We start from the raw sequence: 16232 nt of genomic DNA, 5'->3' as shown, positions 1-16232 counted from the left end.
CGACGACTACTTGTTCTTCGGCTCAATATGTCCGCCAAAGCCTTGGCGCATGGCGGACAACATCTTCTCGGAGAAAGTGTGTTCCCGGCGCGAGCGGAAGCGTGCGTAGAGGGCGGCGGTGAGCACCTCGGCCGGCACCGCTTCTTCGACGGCAGTCTGCACGGCCCAGCGGCCCTCGCCGGAGTCTTGCACAAAGCCGCCGTAATTCGACAGATCGGGATTCTGCGCCAGCGCATCCGCCGACAGGTCCAGCAGCCAGGAAGTCACCACGCTGCCGCGCCGCCAGAGCTCGGCGATGTTGGCCAGATCGAACTCATAGCGCTGATCCGCGGGCAGCGAATCGGCATTGGCGTTCTTGAGAATGTCGAAACCTTCGGCGTAAGCCTGCATCAATCCGTACTCGATGCCGTTGTGCACCATCTTGACGAAATGTCCCGCCCCGGAAGGACCGCAATGGAGCCAGCCGTGTTCTGCGCTGCCGCCGGCGGTTCGGTTCGGAGAGGGTGGGATGCCGGCACCGCCGGGCGACAGCGTGACAAACACCGGTTCCAGATACTTCACCGCGACGGCATCGCCGCCCACCATCAGGCAGTAGCCCCGCTCGCGCCCCCACACGCCGCCGCTCGTGCCCGCATCCAGATAGTGGATGCCGCGTTGGGCGAGTATCTTTGATCTCCGCACATCGTCCTTGAAATAGCCGTTGCCGCCGTCGATGATGACGTCGCCTGCTGCAAAATAGCCGGCCAGTTCCATCACGGCTGCTTCGGTGGCGTCGCCCGCCGGCAGCATGATCCATGCGGCGCGCGGCGGCTCAAGCATTTCCGCCAGCTCACGCAGGCTGGTCACTCCGATCGCCCCTTCGGTAACCAATCGCTCCATGGTTTCCGGATTGCGATCGTATACGACGCAGTCGTGGCCGTCCTTCATCAAGCGGCGCGTCATGTTGGCCCCCATGCGCCCCAGTCCCACCATCGCGATCTGCATCCTGCTTCTCCTTGTCGATCGATTCGCAACAACGGCAAGAATCAAGCACATGCGGGCGGATATCAATGGGGTCAGGACATTAGAGACAAGCGCCTCTGCTATCGCAAGAATACCGGCGATAAGAATTGCCCCTCTGCGGACAGCTTGGGATGTCCGGCACGTTAAGGAGACATGCCATGAAAGCAGCGATTGCCTCAAGCGACACCCTGTTTGTCCTGTTCGGTGCCAGCGGCGACCTTGCCTGGCGCATGGTGGTTCCGGCACTGTTCGATCTCTATCTCGACAAACATTTGCCGGAGCGATTCCGGCTGCTGGCCGTGGGTCGTTCGGATGCCGGCGATGCCGCCCTCGCCGAGCACTATTTCAAGGGCGTCGCCGAAAATTCGCGCCGCGGAGCACCGCCTCCCGATGCATGGCAAGCTTTCTGCGGCATGATCCGCCACATCAGGATCGACGTATCCGCGCCGGAGGATTTCAGCAAACTGGGCAAGGCGCTGGAGATATATGAAACGGAATGGGGCGGCAAGGCCGAGCGAGTGTTCTACCTGGCCACGCCGCCTTCCCTGTTCGAGCGCATCGCACTCGGTTTGGGGGCGGCAGGTCTGTCGCAGGACCGAGACCATGTACGCATGGTCGTCGAAAAGCCGCTCGGGAACGACCTGGATTCCTTCCGCCGCATCAACGATGCGCTGTGTCGGATCTTCGAAGAGCGGCAACTGTTTCGCATCGATCATTATCTCGGCAAGGAAACCGTGCAGAACATCCTGGCCATGCGTTTTGCGAATCCGATCTTCGAGCCGATATGGAACCGGCGCTACGTGGACCACGTCACCATCACTGTCGCCGAAACCCTGGGCGTCGGGAAGCGCGGAGGCTACTACGAACATGCCGGCGCGCTGCGCGACATGGTGCAGAACCACTTGCTGCAACTGCTGTGCCTCGTTGCGATGGAGCCTCCCGTTGCCTACGATGCGGACGACATCCGCGACAAGAAGGTCGATGTCCTCCATGCCGTGCGACCGATACCGCGTGACACGGTGGATAGCTTTGCAGCGCGCGGCCAGTATGCCGAGGGGTGGATACAGGGCGCCAAGCTGGCGCCTTATCGCGACGAGGCGGATGTCGATCCGCACTCCAACACGGAGACCTATGCCGCGCTCAAGCTCTATGTCGACAACTGGCGCTGGCAGGACGTGCCGTTCTATCTTCGCACCGGCAAATGTCTCGCGGCCAGTGTCTCAGAGATATCCATCCGTTTTCGCGATGTTCCGCATCGCGCCTTTCCCGCCTCGGCCGGACTGAATGCGCAGCCCACCAGGCTCATCATTCAGATGAGCCCGGAGCAGGGCATCGTGCTCAAGTTCATGGCCAAAGAACCCGGCTCACAGTTGCGGCTGCGTCTCGTCGACATGCGCTTCAGCTACATGGAGGCCTTCAAGACCGACACGCCGGCAGCTTACGAAACCCTGCTGCGGGATGTCATGGTCGGCGATGCCACCCTGTTCATGCGCGCCGACCAGGTGGAAGCGGCCTGGAAACTAGTCATGCCGATCCTCGACGTCTGGGCGGAGAATCCGGCAGCGGATTTCCCCAACTACGCTGCCGGAACCTGGGGGCCGGAATCTGCCGACCTGCTGGTGGCACGCGACGGCAACAGCTGGCTGACGCCGACTATCACCAAGGCATGACAACCGGAAGTTCTTGACTACAAGTTAGGCCTTGGAAGTACCGAAAGGAGAGCACGATGAGCAACGAACAGGTGGCACCTGAGACGAGCGGTGTTACGGTGAAGTTACTTGCAACGGTTGATCTTGGCCCTGAGATCGAGGGTATGGCAGGGCGCCAACTTCGCATGCGTATGGTGACCATCGAGCCTGGAGGCGTCTTCGGCCCGATTCACGACCATCAAGGCAGGTCAGGCACCGTCTACATACTGCAAGGAACGATCACTGACCATCGAAATGGAGTCGCTACGGACTATGGGCCGGGAGTGGGCTGGCCCGAGGATAGAAACACCACACACTGGCTTGAGAACAGAGGAACAATTCCGGCGGTGGAGATTTCGGTCGATATAGTCAGGCAAGAGTAAGAGCTCATGCCCGACATCTAACGTGAAGCTGAGGGGGGCGCCGAAGGTGCGTCCCAGCGACCGGAGGGCGCGAACTTGAGCGCAGGGTTAGAGCATATTTTTCAAAAGCAGCGGTTTAACAACTTTGGCCATTGCGTTACCAAGAGCCAAGTGCTGCTCAAGATCAAGATGCACTCCATCTACATTGCTTGATGTGATTACGCTGCCAGCATCGAAGAAATGGCAACCAACTTCTTCGCACACCAACCGATAGGCGGCAGACAACCCAACGCACTTTGTTTCGCCGCCCTCGAATTTTGGCGCAATCGGTCCTTTCGGCGTTCGGATGGCTGGCGGCGCAACCACAAGTATTTGTGGCACGGGCATGCCTGGCTCGATAGGCGCTGTGCGGATGGCGGATACGAGCGCACTAATTCCTTGAGATGAGTGCCATGCGTTGTACTGGTGCATAGACTGGAAGTCGTTTGTTCCGAGCATAAGAACAACAAGCTCAAGCGGCGAGTGAATTTCGATTCGTTGAGCCAACCCGACAAGACCATTCCGTCCGGGTTTGAAGGGATCATCCCATACGGTACGCCGACCGTTCAGGCAGTCTTCGACAACCCGAACTTTCTGACCAGAAGAACAAAGGGATATTTCCATGACGCCCGGCCAGCGTTGCTCGAAATGCAGGCGCTTCCGTGTCGTTGGGATAATGCCCCAGGACAACGAATCAGAGTAGACCAGTATGTGCTGCATGGGGGCTCCTGGATATGTGCTCTAACGTTGGAAGTGAGCGCCGCAGGCGCGGAGTCCGTTGCTCAAATAAATCTGAAGCGAAGCATTGCAGCATCTGGGCGGAAACGCAATATGCCCAATGGGTAAAGCTTCCTTAGTGGAGCACTGACGGTGCCACTCTCAGCCGTTCACTCATTCCCTAAGCAATTCAGCTTATTTCTCATTGGACGTTTCTGGTTCACGATTCAGGTCAGCGCCTAGTCGCGTCTTCATTGAACCTGTGACCGGAAGGAGTCCCCGCCATGCGATTCATGATGCTGATGATTCCCAAGGGATATGAGAAAGCGGAGCCGGGCGCCATGCCCGCTGCCGAGGCCGTCGCGGCGATGATGAAATACAACAAGTCCCTGCAGGATGCCGGTGTACTGCTCTCGCTCGACGGTCTGCATCCGCCCTCGATGGGCGCGCGCGTGACCTTTTCGGGCGGCAGGCCCACGGTGATCCGAGCCCCTTTCCCCGGAGTGGACGAAACGCTCGGCGGCTACTGGATGATCCAGGTGAAGTCGAAAGAGGAGGCCATCGAATGGGCGTCGCGCTGTCCGGCTTCCGACAACGAGATCATCGAAATTCGCCAGGTGCAGGATATTTCCGATTTCCCTCCCGACGTTCAGAAGGCTGCGGCAGGGTTCGCAGAGATGCAGGGAGCCGTTTAGCCGCGTTGAGACTGACGCAGAAACATCCGCTACTAAACCATCGAAGAAAGGAGTTCCCAATGACCCGGCATAAAGTGAAGAGGAATGAGTTCCGCCTGGAAAGCGGACCTGTCGTAAACCTCGAGTACTGGACCGATCCGACATCCGTTCACGTCGCCGCGTTCGACGTGGACGGGCAGCAGGTCTCGCGGGCCGCATATCATGCCTCGCTCGACGGTGCCGATGCTCTCGCTCCCGAGTTGCAGGATGCCCTGGTCGACAGCCTGGCCAACGCGCTCGAGTACGCACTCATCCGGAATCCGGAATTGCACGTTCGAAAACGGTAAAAGAAACCGGAGTCGCTCCCGGTTGCCTCAAACAGGCAGCCAGGGGCGCAGGGCCTTCGCTGTCCACTCCCACAACTGTTGTGCAAGCTGTTCGTCCTCGGCCAGCGCCGAGGGGCGGACGGCGGTGCAGCGGTCGAAGTACTTCCCTGTCATTCCCTTGACCGCGGGCGAGGTGGCGAGGAACACCGGGGTCTGCGCGCCCTCGGTCACGGGGGCGCCTTTCATGTCGAATCCGGCATGCAGCAGCTTGGTGCCGATCACGCCCGGATGCAGGCTGTTGGAGGCAAGCCACGGTTCGCGCCGCGCCAGTTCGGCGGCGAACAGGGCGACGGCGAGCTTGGAATTGGCGTAGGCGTGGTAGCCGTCGAAATGCCGTTCGCTGTTCAGGTTGTCGAATGGGATGCGTCCGCTCTGGTGCGCGATCGATGCGACCGTGACCACGCGGGGCTCATCCGATCTTTTCAGCAATGGGAGCAGCAGGTTCGTCAGCAGGAAAGGCGCGAGGTAGTTCACTGCGAGCGTCATCTCGAAGCCGTCCCTGGTGAGCCTGAACTCATTCATGTATACGCCGGCGTTGTTGACCAGCACGTCGAGGTGCGGCAGGCGGGAGAGGAGGTCCTGCGCCATGCGCTGGATTGCGGCAGGATCGGTCAGGTCGGCGTGGGCGAGGTGCAGCACGGCTTTCGGCGCGGCATCCTGGATCGCATCGCGGGCGTGTCGCGCCTTCTCCTCGCTGCGCCCATGCACCACCACTTCATGTCCCAGTGTGGCCAGTTCCCTTGTGGTCTCAAAGCCGATGCCGTCGGTTGCTCCGGTAACGAGGATGATGCCCATGTCCACCTCTACTCAGTAAAGGATTTCAAAGCTGCTGTGCGTTCCTTCGCTTGGTTCGACTTCGACTCGTTCCACCCGCGCATGTTCCGGGCCGCGATGCGCCCAGTGCACGATGGCCTCCACGGCGGCGGGCGCTCCCTGTACCTCGGCTTCCACCGTGCCGTCGCTGCGGTTGCGCACCCAGCCGTCGATGCCAAGCCGTTGCGCCTCGTGGCGCATCGAGTCGCGGAAGAACACGCCTTGCACCCGTCCGTGGACGACGAGACGCAGCGTTTCCTTCCGCGGTGTGGTCGTCATGCCTTTTGGGGCAACAGCTCTTTCGCGCGCTTCAGCGCGTCTTCAAGATTCGCCACCACGTTCTCCGTGCCGATCTGGGCGAAGAATCCTGCCTGGTGCATCAGGAAGTAGGGCTGCGTGTGCGGGCCGCACAGGATGAGGTGCTTGCCGTGCTTGCGCAGCTTGCCGTGCAGGTGCTCGAGCTTGTGCAGCGCGCTGGCGTCCATGCTGATGACTTCGTGCATCTTCAGGATGAGCACATCCGGTTCGGCGTGTGTCGTGGAGAGGATGGCTTCGAGCTTGTCCGCCGCGCCGAAAAACAGCGCGCCGAACACGCGATAGATCATCACGCCCGGCGGCACGCCTTTGCGCAACAGCGTGGACTCGCCATCGTCCATCTGCGGCGATTCTTCCGCCACGCTGACGTGGGTGAGGTCGGTGATGCGCTTGATGAAGAAGAGGATGGCGACGAACATGCCCACCTCGACCGCGACCGTGAGGTCGAAGATCACCGTGAGCAGGAAGGTGGCGAGCAGCACGGCGCTGTCGCTCTTCGGGTACTTGTGCAGGGTGCGGAAGCCTTCCCATTCGCCCATGTTGATGGCGACCACGACGAGGATCGCGGAGAGGGTGGCGAGCGGGATGTAGACCGCGAGCGGCGCGGCGACCAGCACGATGACCAGCAGGGTGAGTGCGTGCACGATGCCGGAGACCGGGCTGGTGGCGCCGGAGCGCACGTTGGTCGCGGTGCGGGCGATGGCGCCGGTGGCGGGGATGCCGCCGAAGAAGGGCGTGACGATGTTGGCGATGCCCTGCGCCATCAGTTCCTGGTTGGGGTCGTGCTTGTCGTCGATCATGCCGTCCGCCACCGCGGCGGAGAGCAGCGACTCGATCGCGCCGAGCAGCGCGATGGTCATCGCCGGGGCGATCAGGTAACGCAGCGTCTGGAAGGTGAACTCGGGCGGATCGAAGGTCGGCAGGCCCTGCGGGATGCCGCCGAAGCGCGTGCCGATGGTCTCGACAGGCAGGTTGAACAGCGCGACCACGGCGGTGCCAAGCACCAGCGCGATGATGGGCGAGGGCAGCTTCTGCGCCCAGGCCTTGGGGTAGAACCAGATGAACAGCGCCGATACCGCAGCCAGCACGAGCGTGAGGAAGTCCACCGTATTCGCCGCGTGCGCGATGGCCTGCAGCTTGGGGAAGAAGTCGGCGGGCATCACGTCGATCTGCAGGCCGAAGAATTCCTTCACCTGGCTCAGCGCGATCAGCACGGCGATGCCGTTGGTGAATCCCATGATCAGCGGGCGCGGGAAGAACTTGATGAGGTTGCCCATGCGCGCCGCGCCCATGGCCACCAGCATTACGCCCGCCATCATGGTGCAGATCAGCAGGTTGGCGTAGCCGTACTGCATGATGATGCCGTAGACGATGACGATGAACGCGCCCGTCGGACCGCCGATCTGCACGCGCGAGCCGCCCAGTGCGGAGATGATGAAGCCGGCGATGATGGCGGTGAAGATGCCTGCTTCCGGTTTGGCGCCGGAGGCGATGGCGAAGGCGATGGCGAGGGGCAGGGCGATGACGCCGACGGTGATGCCGGCGGTGATGTCGGTGGTGAGGCGCGCTTTGTCGTAGCCGCGCAAGGCGTCGATCAGACGCGGGCGAAAGAACTGGGAGAATTTCACCAAAAGCGAATTGTCCATAGTTGCTGTGTCAGCACCTCCTTAGTAACAAGGGATTCCGATTTCCCCATGAAAAAGAAATCCTGTAGGAACGCCACCTCGGCGCGATTCGCGTGCAAGGCACGCTCCTACAAATATTGTTTATATTTTTCCTTATTTAATCCGCATCCCCGGCTGTGCGCCCTCGTCCGGCGACAGCACGAACAAGCCCGGCGCTTCGCCAGAAGCCGCCAGCACCATGCCTTCGGACATGCCGAACTTCATCTTGCGGGGGGCCAGGTTGGCGACCATCACGGTCATGCGGCCCTTGAGCTTCTCCGGATCGTATGCCGACTTGATGCCCGCGAACACGGTGCGCGGCTGCGCCTCGCCGATGTCCAGCGTCAGCTTGAGCAGCTTCTCGGCGCCTTCCACATGCTCGGCGTTGGCGATGCGCGCCACGCGCAGGTCGACCTTCATGAAGTCGTCGATGCCGATGGTCTCGGCGATGGGCGCGATAGTCTTCTGCTCACCTTGCGGTTGAGCAGAAGGCGTGTGCTGCTGGTGTTCGGCGTGGCGTGTCTCGGAATGTGATTCGGTCATGGGTTTCAGGCTTTCCTGGTTGGCGGCGATCATCGCCTCGATCAGCTTGGGATCGAGGCGGGTCGCCAGATGTTGATAGGCGTTGATGTGTGTTGGCAATACGGCGAGATCGGCCCAGTTGAAGTCGCGGTCCATACCGAACAGTTCGCGTGCTACGCGTGAGGTCAGTGCAGGCAGCACCGGGCTCAGCAGGATAGACAGCACATAGAAACCGTGCAGTGCAAAAGAGCTGACTTCTTGTAGCTCTTTACGCTTGGATTCATCCTTGGCCAGCGTCCACGGCGCAGCGGCAGCGATCTCGCCGTTGATGCTGTCGGCGATAGCCATGATGTCGCGCAGCGCACGAGCATAATCGCGAGACTCGAAGGATTGGGCTACGACGCCGTCGCTGCCCTTGGCGTAGTCGAGCAGCGACTTCGAATCTGCGAAGGCCAGCTTGCCGTCAAAGAACTTGGTGAGGAATCCGGCACAGCGGCTGGCGATGTTGATGTACTTGCCGATCAGGTCGCTGTTCACCTTCGCCACGAAGTCGTCGAGGCTGAGGTCGAGGTCCTCCATCGTGCCGTTCAGCTTGGACGCGTAGTAGTAGCGCAGGTATTCGGTGTTCTTGATGTGGTCGACGTAGCTGCGGGCCGTGATGAAGGTGCCGCGCGACTTGGACATCTTCTCGCCGTTGACGGTCAGGAAGCCGTGGGCGAACAGTTTGGTCGGAGTGCGGAAACCGGCGTGTTGCAGCATCGCGGGCCAGAACAGCGCATGGAAGTAGAGGATGTCCTTGCCGATGAAGTGGTACAGCTCGGCATCCGAGCCGGGCTTCCAGTAGTCGTCGAAGTCCATGCCGGTGGCGTCGCACAGTTGCTTGAAGCTGCCCATGTAACCGACGGGCGCGTCCAGCCAGACGTAGAAATACTTGCCCGGCGCGTCGGGGATCTCGAAGCCGAAGTAGGGCGAGTCGCGTGAGATGTCCCAGTCGGTGAGTTTGTTCTCGCCTTCGGCACCCAGCCATTCCTGCATCTTGTTGGCCGCTTCGGGCTGCAAGGCGCCGCCGCGCGTCCACTTGCGCAGGAATTGCTGGCAGGTATCGGCGGAAAGCTTGAAGAAATAATGGTCGGAATTGCGCAGTTCCGGTTTTGCGCCGGATACGGCGGAGAACGGGTTGATCAATTCCGTGGGGGCATAGGCCGCGCCGCACACTTCGCAGTTGTCGCCGTACTGGTCTTTTGCATGGCACTTCGGGCATTCACCCTTGATGAAGCGGTCCGGCAGGAACATGTTCTTGACCGGGTCGTAGAACTGCTCGATGGAGCGCACCTCGATCAGGTTCTCGGCCTTGAGCGTGCGGTAGATGCCCTGGGCGAAGCTCTTGGTCTCGCCGGAGTTGGTCGAGCCGTAGTTGTCGAAAGCGACGTGGAACGCCTTGAAGTCGTCGTAGTGCTCCTGCCACACGCGCGCGATCAGTTGTTCCGGCGTGACGCCTTCCTTCTCTGCACGCAGCATGATGGGCGTGCCGTGGGTGTCGTCGGCGCACACGTAGTGGCACTGGTTGCCGCGCATCTTCTGGAATCGCACCCAGATATCGGTCTGGATGTACTCGACCAGGTGGCCGAGGTGGATGCTGCCGTTTGCGTAGGGCAGGGCGGAGGTGACGAGGATCTTGCGCGTGGTCATGGATTGTTGCCAATGCTGTAAAGGCGCGGATTTTAGCAAATCACACGCTCCGGCGGCTAATTGGTTAAAATCGCGCCCGCACAAACCCATCAAGGAAGCACGATGAGCATCAAATCAGACAAGTGGATACGGCGCATGGCGGAGGAGCACGGCATGATCGAGCCGTTCGAGCCGAACCAGGTGAAGGAAGTGAACGGCCAGAGGATCGTGTCCTACGGCACGTCCAGCTACGGCTACGACATCCGCTGTTCCAACGAATTCAAGCTGTTCACCAACATCAACAGCACCATCGTCGATCCCAAGAACTTCGACCCCAACTCGTTCGTGAAGGTCGAGGCGGATTACTGCGTCATCCCGCCCAACTCCTTCGCGCTGGCGCGCACCGTGGAATACTTCCGCATCCCGCGCAGCGTGCTGACCGTGTGCCTGGGCAAGTCGACCTATGCGCGTTGCGGCATCATCGTCAACGTCACGCCGTTCGAGCCGGAATGGGAAGGCTACGTCACGCTGGAGTTCTCCAACACCACGCCGCTGCCCGCGAAGATCTATGCCAACGAGGGTGTGGCTCAGGTGCTGTTCTTCGAGTCGGACGAGATCTGCGAGACCTCGTACAAGGACCGCGGCGGCAAGTACCAGGGCCAGGTCGGCGTGACCTTGCCGAAGATCTGATCCGATGCCTCACCGTAAGAGGATAGTATGGCGTTCTCCCAAGGGGGATGTCATCGCCTGCGTGGAGAAGAACAAGGTGCTGCAGGAGAACCTCGTCGAGATCCGCCAGGTCTGCCAGGATGCGCTGGAGGACGCCGTGCTGATGGGCTGCGACGAACAGCAGTTCCGGGCGGTGCTGGCCGAGCTGGTGGCATCCCTGGAGAATCCCTATCCGCAGGATGAGTGATTTCCCGACGTCCTGACACACAGTAGCCGTAAATCTGCGACAATCCGCGCCAATTTTTACCCCCTTCGGGAGTGAGCCATGAAATTTAGATTCCCAATAGTCATCATCGACGAAGATTTCCGTTCCGAAAATGCCAGCGGTCTGGGCATTCGCGCGCTGGCCGCTGCGATCGAGAACGAAGGCATGGAAGTCCTCGGCGTCACCAGCTATGGCGACCTGACCTCGTTCGCGCAGCAGCAGAGCCGCGCCTCGGCGTTCCTGCTTTCCATCGACGATGAGGAATTCGGCGGCGGCAGCGCGGAAGAGACTGAAGCGGCGCTGAAGACCCTGCGCGCCTTCGTCGAGGAGATCCGCTTCAAGAACGCGGATATCCCCATCTATCTGTACGGCGAAACGCGCACCTCGCGCCACATCCCGAACGACATCCTGCGCGAACTGCACGGCTTCATCCACATGCACGAGGACACGCCCGAGTTCGTGGCGCGCCACATCATCCGCGAGGCGAAGTCCTACCTGGATTCGCTCGCACCGCCGTTCTTCCGCGCGCTGCTGCACTACGCGCAGGATGGTTCGTATTCCTGGCACTGCCCGGGCCATTCGGGCGGCGTGGCGTTTCTGAAGTCGCCGGTGGGCCAGATGTTCCACCAGTTCTTCGGCGAGAACATGCTGCGCGCCGACGTGTGCAACGCGGTGGACGAACTCGGCCAGCTCCTCGACCACACCGGCCCGGTGGCCGCTTCCGAGCGCAACGCCGCGCGCATCTTCAATTCCGACCACCTGTTCTTCGTCACCAACGGCACTTCGACCTCGAACAAGATCGTGTGGCACTCGACCGTAGCGCCGGACGACATCGTCGTGGTGGACCGCAACTGCCACAAGTCCATCCTGCACTCGATCATGATGACCGGCGCGGTGCCGGTGTTCCTGACGCCGACACGCAACCACTATGGCATCATCGGCCCGATCCCGAAATCGGAGTTCGAGCCGGCGAGCATCCAGCGCAAGATCGACGCGAACCCGTTCATCAAGGACAAAACCAAGAAGCCGCGCATCCTCACCATCACGCAGAGCACTTACGACGGCGTGGTTTACAACGTCGAGATGCTGAAGGAGATGCTGGACGGCCGCATCGACACGCTGCACTTCGACGAGGCCTGGCTGCCGCACGCGGCGTTCCATGACTTCTACAAGGACATGCACGCGATCGGCAAGGACCGGCCGCGCGCGCAGGAATCGATGATCTTCGCGACGCAGTCCACGCACAAGCTGCTGGCGGGCCTGTCGCAGGCATCGCAGATCCTGGTGCGCGAGTCGCAGAGCCGCAAGCTCAACAGCCACGTGTTCAACGAGGCCTACCTGATGCACACCTCGACTTCGCCGCAGTATTCCATCATCGCCTCGTGCGACGTGGCCGCCGCGATGATGGAGCCGCCGGGCGGCACCGCGCTGGTGGAAGAGAGCATCGCCGAGGCGATGGACTTCCGCCGCGCGATGAAGAAGGTGGACGAGGAATTCGGCCAGGACTGGTGGTTCAAGGTCTGGGGGCCGAACGACATCGCCGAGGAGGGCGTGGGTTCGCGCGAAGACTGGGTGCTGAAGGCTTCCGACAAGTGGCACGGCTTCGGCAAGCTGGCCGAAGGCTTCAACATGCTCGACCCGATCAAGGCGACCATCATCACGCCGGGACTGGACGTGGACGGCGACTTCTCTGATTCCGGCATCCCCGCGTCCATGGTCACCAAGTACCTCTCCGAGCACGGCGTGATCGTGGAGAAGTGCGGCCTGTACTCGTTCTTCATCATGTTCACCATCGGCATCACCAAGGGCCGCTGGAACACGCTGCTCACCGCGTTGCAGCAGTTCAAGGACGACTACGACAAGAACCAGCCGATCTGGCGCATCCTGCCGGAGTTCGCCGCGCGGTTCCCGCAATACGAGCGCACCGGCCTGCGCGACCTGTGCCAGCAGATCCACGACGCCTACAACAAACACAACGTGGCGCGCATGACGACAGAGATGTACCTGTCCGACATGCAGCCGGCGATGAAGCCGTCCGACGCTTTCGCGAAGATGGCGCACGACGAGATCGAGCGCGTCGAGATCGACAAGCTCGAGGGCCGCATCACCGCCGTGCTGCTCACGCCTTATCCGCCGGGCATCCCGCTGCTGATTCCGGGCGAGATATTCAACAAGACCATCGTCGACTACCTGAAGTTCGCGCGCGACTTCAATCAGCGCCTGCCGGGCTTCGAGACCGACATCCATGGCCTGGTCGCGGAAGAAGTGGACGGCGTGAAGCGCTACTTCGTGGACTGCGTGAAGCAGGGTTAACCTCACCCCGCCCCGTGCCATGTCCGCGCTGATCCACGCAGTAAGGGCAGACATCACCACCCTCAAGGTCGACGCCATCGTGAATGCGGCGAACCACTCGCTGTTGGGTGGTGGCGGGGTGGACGGCGCGATCCACCGCGCGGCAGGGGCGGAGCTGCTGGCCGAATGCCGCACCCTCGGCGGCTGTGCGACGGGCGACGCCAAGCTTACCAAGGGCTATCGCCTTCCCGCGAAGCTCGTCGTCCATACCGTCGGCCCCGTCTGGAACGGCGGCACGCACGGCGAGCCGGAGCTGCTCGCCTCCTGCTACCGCCGCTCGCTCGAAGTGGCCGCGCAACACGGCGTCCGCTCCATCGCATTTCCCTCCATCAGTACCGGCGTCTACGGCTATCCCTTCGAGCAGGCCGCGAGCATCGCGGTGCAGACCGTCAGGCAAATGCTGCATGAATTGAAGAGCATCGAGGAAGTGGTCTTCTGTTGTTTCTCCGGCGGCGATCTCGCCGTCTACGAAAAACTCCTGGCATCCGCATGACTGAAGAAACCGGCAAACTGCGTATAGACAAATGGCTGTGGGCTGCGAGATTCTTCAAGACGCGCAGCCTTGCCGCCGACGCGGTGGAGAGCGGCAAGGTCACGATGAACGAAGCGCGCATCAAACCCGCGAAGGCCGTGGGCGTGGGCGACCGGCTGGAGATACGCGCCGGGCAGTACCGCTTCGATGTTGAAGTGCTCGCAATCTCCGGTAAACGCGGCCCCGCATCGGAGGCCCAGAAGCTCTACCGAGAGACCGAGGAAAGCAGGGCGAAACGCGAAGCGCTCTCCGCCCAGCTCAAATTGATGCCTCAACCTTCATTCAAGGGCAGGCCGACCAAGCGCGACCGGCGCGAGATCGAGCGCTTCGAGTCGGGAAGCAGGAAGGGCGGGGCGTGGGGAAGTTTCGAGCCTGATTGAGCATTGCCAGTCCAACCGAAGTCGCAAGGAGGATGAACGCATGAGCAAACTGTTTTCGAGTTTCAGGTTGCGCAGCACCACATTCAGGAACCGCATCTTCGTCTCGCCCATGTGCCAGTACTCTGCGCTGGAGGGCGTGCCCAACGACTGGCACCTCGTGCATCTGGGCAGCCGCGCGGTCGGTGGCGCCGGACTGGTGATGGTCGAGGCGACCGCCGTGGCTGCAGAGGGCCGCATCTCGCCCCATGACCTCGGTTTGTGGAACGACCGTCAGGCTGAGGCGTTCGCGCCCATCGCGCGCTTCATCGCCGAACACGGCGCGGTTCCCGCCATCCAGCTCGCACACGCAGGTCGCAAGGCGTCCACCGACGCTCCCTGGCTCAGCGGCAGCCCGCTCAGGCCGGAGCAGGGCGGGTGGCAGGTGGTCGCGCCGAGCGCCGTCCCCTTCTCGCGGGAATCGCCGATGCCGCGTGAACTGACTGTGACGGAACTGGACGGCATCGTGCAAAGTTTCACCGATGCCGCCAAGCGTGCACTCGCTGCCGGCTTCAAGGTGGTGGAGATCCACATGGCGCACGGTTACCTGCTGCACCAGTTTCTGTCGCCGCTCACCAACCGCCGCACCGACGATTACGGCGGCAGCCTGGAGAACCGCGCGTGCCTGCCGCTGCGGGTGGCGCACGCGGTGCGCGAGGTCTGGCCGCATAACCTGCCGCTGTTCGTGCGCATCTCTGCCTCGGATTGGGTGGAGGGGGGCTGGGATTTGGCGCAGTCGGTTGCGCTGTGCCGCTGGCTTAAAGAGACCGGCGTGGACCTGATCGACTGTTCCAGCGGCGGGCTCACCCCCGACGCCAGGATTCCCGCTGGCCCCGGCTTCCAGACGCCCTTTGCCACCGCCATCCGACAGGAAGCGGGGATCGCCGTCGGTGCGGTCGGCCTCATCACCGACGCGGCGCAGGCCGAGCAGATCGTCGCCACCGGCCTCGCGGATGCGGTGCTGCTCGCACGGGAATTGCTGCGTGATCCGTACTGGCCGCTGCATGCGGCGCGCGAACTGGGCGCGGAAGTGGAATGGCCGAAGCAGTATTTGCGCGCCAAGCCGGCATGACAACCCACAGGCTGCAACGAATGAGCATAAGCGAGCGAAGCCCTGCGGCCCCGTCCGACTTGGCAGACTCCGGGACCTTTCAGCCCTTCGCCATGAACCGCTCGAGATGTGCGAGGAAGACGCGCGTCTTGGCCGGCAGGTAGCGGCGCATCGGCATCACTGCCCACACGGGGACAACCGGCAGCGACCAGTCCGGCAGCACGCGCACCAGCCGTTTGCGACGCACATCCTCTTCAGCAAAGTAGTCCGGTAACACGCCGATGCCGGCCCCCTCCAGCAAGAGCTGGTGGATCACGCTCGGCGAGTTTATGGTGAGTCTGCCGGGAGGGACGTTTGCCCAGCTCTCTTTTCCGCGGGTCAGTTTCCACGGGATCGCCGCACCGCGACCGGACAGCATGCGCACCGCACTGTGCGTCATCAGGTCGTCGGGATGCTGCGGCAGCGGATGCAACGCGAGATAGATCGGGCTGGCATAAAGATGGGGGCACAGTTCGTCTATCTTGCGCGCCACCAGTGTCGCATCGTCATCCAGCGGACCTATGCGTATCGCCAGGTCGAAACGTTCGCCGATCAGGTCGACGCGCCGGGCGGACAGGTCCAGCTCGATCTCGATCTCGGGGCAGGTTTCGATGAAGGTAGCTATCGCGCGCGATAGCCGTTGCTCCGCGTAATCGGCCGGCATCGAGATGCGCAACCGTCCGCGCGGCTGCACATCCTGGCTGCGCACGAAGTCCTGCGTGGTCGCGACTTCCTCGGCGACGCGGCGGCAATGGTCGAGAAACTCCTGGCCGAATTCGGTGAGCGTCAGGCGGCGTGTGGTGCGTATCAACAGACGCTGGCCCAGTGCCGCTTCCAGGTTCGCCAAGCGGCGCGAGACCGTGGCTTTGGGCATGGCGAGATGTTCGGCGGCGCGAACGAGGCTCACCTGTTCGACGATGGTCGCGAACAGGATCAGGTCATCGGCAGAGAGGTTCTTTTGTTCCATTATCGGGATAGTCTATCCCGTAATGCTGGCTTTATCTATGTTTTCGATACGCATAAGATGCAGTCATCTTCACTCACTAGAGGAGTCGATC

The 16232-nt window shown here is 61.8% G+C and carries 17 protein-coding genes; 10 read left to right on the top strand and 7 right to left on the bottom strand.

Annotated features, from left to right (window positions below):
* Window positions 1–6: 6 nt before the first annotated feature.
* Complete coding sequence (gnd, locus tag FGKAn22_RS10545; RefSeq protein ID WP_212785599.1) at window positions 7–984, bottom strand: phosphogluconate dehydrogenase (NAD(+)-dependent, decarboxylating); 978 nt, start codon at window positions 982–984, stop codon at window positions 7–9.
* 176 nt (window positions 985–1160) lie between these two features.
* On the opposite strand from gnd, the gene zwf reads away from it, so the two are divergent.
* Window positions 1161–2672 carry a glucose-6-phosphate dehydrogenase gene (zwf, locus tag FGKAn22_RS10540; RefSeq protein WP_212785598.1) on the top strand — a complete coding sequence of 504 codons (1512 nt, stop codon included), beginning with the start codon at window positions 1161–1163 and terminating at the stop codon, window positions 2670–2672.
* Window positions 2673–2728: 56 nt separating this feature from the next.
* Window positions 2729–3073: a cupin domain-containing protein gene (locus FGKAn22_RS10535; protein ID WP_212785597.1), complete on the top strand. Its 345-nt coding sequence runs from the start codon at window positions 2729–2731 to the stop codon at window positions 3071–3073.
* A gap of 87 nt (window positions 3074–3160) precedes the next feature.
* Here the strand turns inward: FGKAn22_RS10535 and FGKAn22_RS10530 are convergent, their stop codons facing one another.
* Window positions 3161–3811: an SGNH/GDSL hydrolase family protein gene (locus FGKAn22_RS10530; RefSeq protein ID WP_212785596.1), complete on the bottom strand. Its 651-nt coding sequence runs from the start codon at window positions 3809–3811 to the stop codon at window positions 3161–3163.
* Window positions 3812–4092: 281 nt separating this feature from the next.
* Here FGKAn22_RS10530 and FGKAn22_RS10525 point away from each other — a divergent pair, with 281 nt between their 5' ends.
* Both FGKAn22_RS10525 and FGKAn22_RS10520 read left to right on the top strand, forming a co-directional pair.
* A complete protein-coding gene (locus tag FGKAn22_RS10525) occupies window positions 4093–4503 on the top strand; it encodes a YciI family protein (RefSeq protein WP_212785595.1) in 411 nt (136 codons plus the stop codon).
* Between the two features lie 59 nt (window positions 4504–4562).
* Complete coding sequence (locus tag FGKAn22_RS10520; protein WP_212785594.1) at window positions 4563–4829, top strand: hypothetical protein; 267 nt, start codon at window positions 4563–4565, stop codon at window positions 4827–4829.
* A gap of 27 nt (window positions 4830–4856) precedes the next feature.
* Here FGKAn22_RS10520 and FGKAn22_RS10515 read toward each other — a convergent pair whose 3' ends face one another.
* From FGKAn22_RS10515 to metG, 4 genes are all read right to left on the bottom strand, one after another.
* The gene (locus FGKAn22_RS10515) at window positions 4857–5663 is read right to left on the bottom strand and encodes an SDR family NAD(P)-dependent oxidoreductase (RefSeq protein WP_212785593.1); all 807 of its coding nucleotides are present in this window, start codon (window positions 5661–5663) and stop codon (window positions 4857–4859) included.
* Window positions 5664–5675: 12 nt separating this feature from the next.
* Entirely contained in the window at window positions 5676–5960 is a 285-nt protein-coding gene (locus FGKAn22_RS10510) for an acylphosphatase (RefSeq protein ID WP_212785592.1), read from the bottom strand.
* Window positions 5957–7642: a SulP family inorganic anion transporter gene (locus tag FGKAn22_RS10505; RefSeq protein WP_246487392.1), complete on the bottom strand. Its 1686-nt coding sequence runs from the start codon at window positions 7640–7642 to the stop codon at window positions 5957–5959. Before FGKAn22_RS10505 ends, FGKAn22_RS10510 begins: the two co-directional genes overlap by 4 nt.
* A 132-nt stretch (window positions 7643–7774) precedes the next feature.
* Entirely contained in the window at window positions 7775–9871 is a 2097-nt protein-coding gene (gene metG, locus FGKAn22_RS10500) for a methionine--tRNA ligase (RefSeq protein WP_212785591.1), read from the bottom strand.
* Between the two features lie 102 nt (window positions 9872–9973).
* Here metG and dcd point away from each other — a divergent pair, with 102 nt between their 5' ends.
* The 6 genes from dcd to FGKAn22_RS10470 all read left to right on the top strand — a co-directional run bounded on the left by dcd (window position 9974) and on the right by FGKAn22_RS10470 (window position 15156).
* Window positions 9974–10540, top strand: a complete 567-nt coding sequence (gene dcd / locus FGKAn22_RS10495; protein ID WP_212785590.1) for a dCTP deaminase — start codon at window positions 9974–9976, stop codon at window positions 10538–10540.
* A gap of 4 nt (window positions 10541–10544) precedes the next feature.
* Window positions 10545–10766, top strand: coding sequence for a hypothetical protein (locus tag FGKAn22_RS10490; RefSeq protein ID WP_212785589.1), 222 nt, complete (start codon window positions 10545–10547; stop codon window positions 10764–10766).
* 78 nt (window positions 10767–10844) lie between these two features.
* Window positions 10845–13097: an arginine/lysine/ornithine decarboxylase gene (locus tag FGKAn22_RS10485; RefSeq protein ID WP_212785588.1), complete on the top strand. Its 2253-nt coding sequence runs from the start codon at window positions 10845–10847 to the stop codon at window positions 13095–13097.
* Between the two features lie 19 nt (window positions 13098–13116).
* Window positions 13117–13629, top strand: coding sequence for an O-acetyl-ADP-ribose deacetylase (locus tag FGKAn22_RS10480; RefSeq protein WP_212785587.1), 513 nt, complete (start codon window positions 13117–13119; stop codon window positions 13627–13629).
* Entirely contained in the window at window positions 13626–14048 is a 423-nt protein-coding gene (locus FGKAn22_RS10475; RefSeq protein WP_212785586.1) for an RNA-binding S4 domain-containing protein, read from the top strand. The genes FGKAn22_RS10480 and FGKAn22_RS10475 overlap by 4 nt, the downstream gene beginning before the upstream one ends.
* A 40-nt stretch (window positions 14049–14088) precedes the next feature.
* Entirely contained in the window at window positions 14089–15156 is a 1068-nt protein-coding gene (locus FGKAn22_RS10470; RefSeq protein ID WP_212785585.1) for an NADH:flavin oxidoreductase/NADH oxidase, read from the top strand.
* A 79-nt stretch (window positions 15157–15235) separates the two neighbouring features.
* Here FGKAn22_RS10470 and FGKAn22_RS10465 read toward each other — a convergent pair whose 3' ends face one another.
* Window positions 15236–16141: a LysR family transcriptional regulator gene (locus FGKAn22_RS10465; protein WP_212785584.1), complete on the bottom strand. Its 906-nt coding sequence runs from the start codon at window positions 16139–16141 to the stop codon at window positions 15236–15238.
* Window positions 16142–16232 lie beyond the last annotated feature (91 nt).

Source organism: Ferrigenium kumadai, assembly GCF_018324385.1.
Lineage (GTDB): Bacteria > Pseudomonadota > Gammaproteobacteria > Burkholderiales > Gallionellaceae > Gallionella > Gallionella kumadai.
The sequence above is the reverse complement of the archived record's forward strand: the minus strand, read 5'-3'. Positions and strand labels throughout refer to the sequence as shown.